Genomic DNA, 3591 nt, shown 5'->3' on the forward strand with positions numbered 1-3591 from the left:
CAGCCGCCCGCGAGACAAAGAAGAAACCAGCATTCACCCTGAACAGACACTACACAGCAGCAGCATCATTGGATGCAAACTATAAAGAGTATATCGATGAACACCTGCTAAGCTTGGAATTTTGTTCCTTGACGGTAGTGATCGACTGCTTGATCTTTTCCTAAACATTCAGGGTTCCGGTACAGGACAGACTTAGCTGACGGGTGCATCCTTCTCGAGATGCGCCCTATCGGTGCCCCCAAATTATGCTCTTGCAGAAGATTATAGGTGTCCGGGATTTCTCGTTGGCTTTTGCCGACTACTCCAGACCTCGTCTTTCCTGATCGGGAATGTTCCCTTCTGGCACGGGGCCGACCTTATCCGCATTTCCGCTTTATAGGCGTGAGCGGACCTTCGTTTGATCCGCTTAACATTACATTTTGACCCGCTGCGGACCTTCGCCTCGGTGCATCTGGGCTCCTCCGCCAGACCGACTGCTGTCGAGAGGCGCGGCGCTCCGGATTGATGGCTGTGCGCCTCAACAATGTCCTACGGTCGGGACCCTCTTCCGAGTTGGCGCGCCCCCACAGGCGTTAGGCCGCTTCCTTGGCCGCAGCAGCCAGGAGGTGGGCAAATCCCAGCTCTGGCCCAACCGGCACGATACCAGTCGGGTTCAGGCTCTTGACCAGGTAGTAGCCGCGCTTGATGTGATCGATGTTCACCGTGCTGGCGATACCGGGGAGGCCGAGCATCCGCTCCAGATGTGCGGTCAGGTTTGGGTAATCAGCAATCCGGCGCAGGTTGCACTTGAACAGCCCAGAATTCAGCATGCGCACGATGTCGGCGGACTCGTTGTTGACGATGGTCTGGCCGACTGCCTCTCGGGCGAGAAGCGCCGCCAGGAAGAGGAGGCGTGGGGTGGCGAAGGGAGTCCTTAGAGGCCAGACGTTGCCGGCATTCTCCGATCTGCCTCGTGCCGCGGGGAGGTTACGGAACTTCATCCGAATCACGACCCGAGCTACCGGTTCCCTATCGTGGTCGGCGGAGTCCGGCCGCCGAGTGACGCCGAGGCGGTGCCATCGTTGCCCTCGCGCTTGATGTAGACGTAGCCTGTTTTGTGCCACGGCAGGATCGCATTGCGCGGTTTGGCGAGGATGAAGTCGCCGCGGGTGGTGCGCACCATCATGTCCGCGTGCCCCGCGCGCTCCTTGTCGGTGACCACCGTCATGCGTAGGGCAGGGCGCGGGAAGCCCGCCTGGACAAGGCGCCTGGATCCTGCCGGCTGTCTCCGAAATCATCTTCCAGATATGCTCAAAACACACCTTTCCTGGTTCCATACAGGCATTTCTACGAATTTAGTGGCTTGCCTGGGCGATCAAGCGCATGATCAGCAGGCCATGCCAGACGTGCAGCAAGAACTCGAATACCTTGCTCAAGCTGATCAGCATATCGCCGAGAGCGAGCAACGTTTGGCCAGCCAGATCCGTGTCATTGAGGGAATGATCCAGAACGGCCACACTACAGCCTTGGCTGAGGAGTGCCTTTGTCACCTGCAACAGGACCTCGAGCAGTGGCGCGTTCGCCGAGCGCTCATCCTCGCGCAATGGTGGAGTCAAAGATGAGCGGCCTGCCTGTTTGAGTCCATTGATGGAGCAGGGTCATGCCTCCGGCAAAGCGACAGATGGCGCTCACGGCAGAGTTAGTCGCCGGCGTAGCGCGCGTGGTCGAGGACGCTGGGCCGAGCCCGGGTGCGGTCTACCTGACCGATGCAGACTACGATGCCATCGTTAGGGACATACTCGCCCAAGCGCCAGCGGGCGACCTCTGGTTGTTCGGCTATGGGTCTCTCTTGTGGAAGCCCAGTTTCGAGTACACCGAGCGCCGGATGGCTACTGTTCAAGGCTGGCATCGCTCCTTCTGCCTCAGGATCGCCCGCTTTCGCGCCACCCGCGACCAGAACGGGCTGATGATGGTGCTGGACCGGGGCGGGCAGTGTCAGGGCATGATCTTGCGTGTTCCGGCGGATGGGGCTCCATCTATCCTCAACGGGCTGTTTCGTCGTGAGTTGGTGGTGAACCCACCGGCTACCCCGCCGCGGTGGCTCGCGGCGCAGACAGGGGTTGGTCCCGTTAGAGCCTTGGCTTTTGTGATCGACCGCCACAGCCCCTTTTATGCCGGCAGGCTCCCTCCGGAGGAGGTCGCAGACATACTTTCGAAGGCTGCTGGGCACTGGGGATCCTGCGCCGAGTATCTTCAGAGCACGGTTGAGCATCTGGAGGAGTTGGGAATCCGGGACCGCAATCTCTGGCGGCTGCAAGCCTTGGTCGCCGAGCGGATCCAAACCGCTACTTCCGCTCCTGAATCGACGACGACACCGCTCACTCCATAAAGGTTTCTACGGATCACGCGCTCCACGATTCATGCTGCTTCGTACTCGCGGTCTGCTCTTCGGATGGCGCGACATGAGCAAGCGCTTGTCTGATCACCTGCGCCATCCTGGCCGAAATGCCGTCAAACTGCTCAAGCTGGTCAGCACTTACCCTGAGCTGGTCAAGGGTCTGAATATTCTCTCTATGCAGCACGTCCCAGACGCCTGGAGGCAGATACAGACCGCAAATTGGTCCTGAGCAGGTATCATAGAAGTGGGGCATTGGACGCTCCCCTGCTTACAGGCGGGAGCACGCGCGTCTCTCAGCCGTCGGTGCCTGGATCATTCAGCCGGCGATATCCTGTTGTACGCCTTTGCCGAACATCCCACCAGCATAGTTCCATACAGGCAATCATGCGCCTGTGCCCTTTCTCGGGCGTGGCGCAATCGCGTGTGAGACACAATATTACAGCGGCGCCTTGCGCATAAGGCAGGATTGCCAGATCCGACAACTTCTGTGTGCAGCTCAGGCTTTCAGGTGCACGCGGTCCTGGAGGAGTTCCGGCGGCACTGCGATCAAGGAAACCCAACCCAGTTCATAGCGCCTCTTGTGCTGACTGGGCGGCGCGTCAGTGCTGGTGTTCAGGGGACCCGAACAAGATCAGCTCCACGCGGTCGTTGCCTTCAACGTAAGCATCATGGCCAGGTGGGATCTCGAAGAAGTCACCCGCACCGATGTGTGTCTCGATGCCCGTATCAATCATGCGGACCACAAGCTGACCGCCAATGCAGTAGCCGGTGTGGCGCATCGGGCACGAGTCAGGCGACCCAAGCAGCGGCTTCTCATCTGCCTCCCAAGTCCAACCTGGTTCGAAAATCGCGTGCATGCCGGCCGTGCCGTCAGCCATCTTGATGATGGAGATCCGGCCGTGCTCCTTCATGTCGAGCAGTTCGTCGGGCTTCTCGAACCGCTTAATCTCAATCGCAGAGGCCATCTGAGATCCTTCCGTCGTGGCGGAATGGAAAAGCCACAGGCCACTATCAAGCAGTTTAATTGTCAGAACAAGCGCGTCTCACGGAAATGGGCAGCAGTTACCTCGTAATTACTTTATATTGAGTAAGCACGATCTACGAACAGCCTAAGGGAAATCTCAACGGCAAACAGCACTTCGGCAAGTTCAGCGCGCCAGTGGGTTCGAAGTTCCAAAAACGGACCTTTCTTCGAATGACGCCGTCCTTCCATT

The 3591-nt window shown here is 58.8% G+C and carries 4 protein-coding genes and 2 pseudogenes; 2 read left to right on the forward strand and 4 right to left on the reverse strand.

Annotated elements, in window-relative coordinates; genetic code table 11:
- Positions 1–572 precede the first annotated feature (572 nt).
- Together JKG68_RS31365 and JKG68_RS31370 are read right to left on the reverse strand one after the other, a co-directional pair.
- A pseudogene (locus JKG68_RS31365) lies at positions 573–797 on the reverse strand (hypothetical protein); the annotation flags it as partial.
- Between the two features lie 200 nt (positions 798–997).
- Positions 998–1237: pseudogene (locus JKG68_RS31370) on the reverse strand (transglutaminase-like cysteine peptidase); the annotation flags it as partial.
- 49 nt (positions 1238–1286) lie between these two features.
- Between JKG68_RS31370 and JKG68_RS31375 the strand changes: the two are divergent.
- Both JKG68_RS31375 and JKG68_RS31380 read left to right on the forward strand, forming a co-directional pair.
- Entirely contained in the window at positions 1287–1601 is a 315-nt protein-coding gene (locus JKG68_RS31375) for a hypothetical protein (RefSeq protein WP_246516112.1), read from the forward strand.
- 38 nt (positions 1602–1639) lie between these two features.
- Positions 1640–2368 (forward strand): gamma-glutamylcyclotransferase, encoded by a 729-nt coding sequence (locus JKG68_RS31380; protein WP_202066255.1) that lies wholly within the window; start codon positions 1640–1642, stop codon positions 2366–2368.
- Between the two features lie 13 nt (positions 2369–2381).
- Here JKG68_RS31380 and JKG68_RS31385 read toward each other — a convergent pair whose 3' ends face one another.
- Together JKG68_RS31385 and JKG68_RS31390 are read right to left on the reverse strand one after the other, a co-directional pair.
- On the reverse strand, positions 2382–2630 hold the full coding sequence (locus JKG68_RS31385) for a hypothetical protein (RefSeq protein WP_202066257.1): 249 nt from the start codon (positions 2628–2630) through the stop codon (positions 2382–2384).
- A gap of 346 nt (positions 2631–2976) precedes the next feature.
- A complete protein-coding gene (locus tag JKG68_RS31390) occupies positions 2977–3342 on the reverse strand; it encodes a cupin domain-containing protein (protein ID WP_202066258.1) in 366 nt (121 codons plus the stop codon).
- Between the last annotated feature and the right edge of the window lie 249 nt (positions 3343–3591).

This window comes from Microvirga aerilata, from assembly GCF_016743775.1.
Taxonomy (GTDB): domain Bacteria; phylum Pseudomonadota; class Alphaproteobacteria; order Rhizobiales; family Beijerinckiaceae; genus Microvirga; species Microvirga aerilata.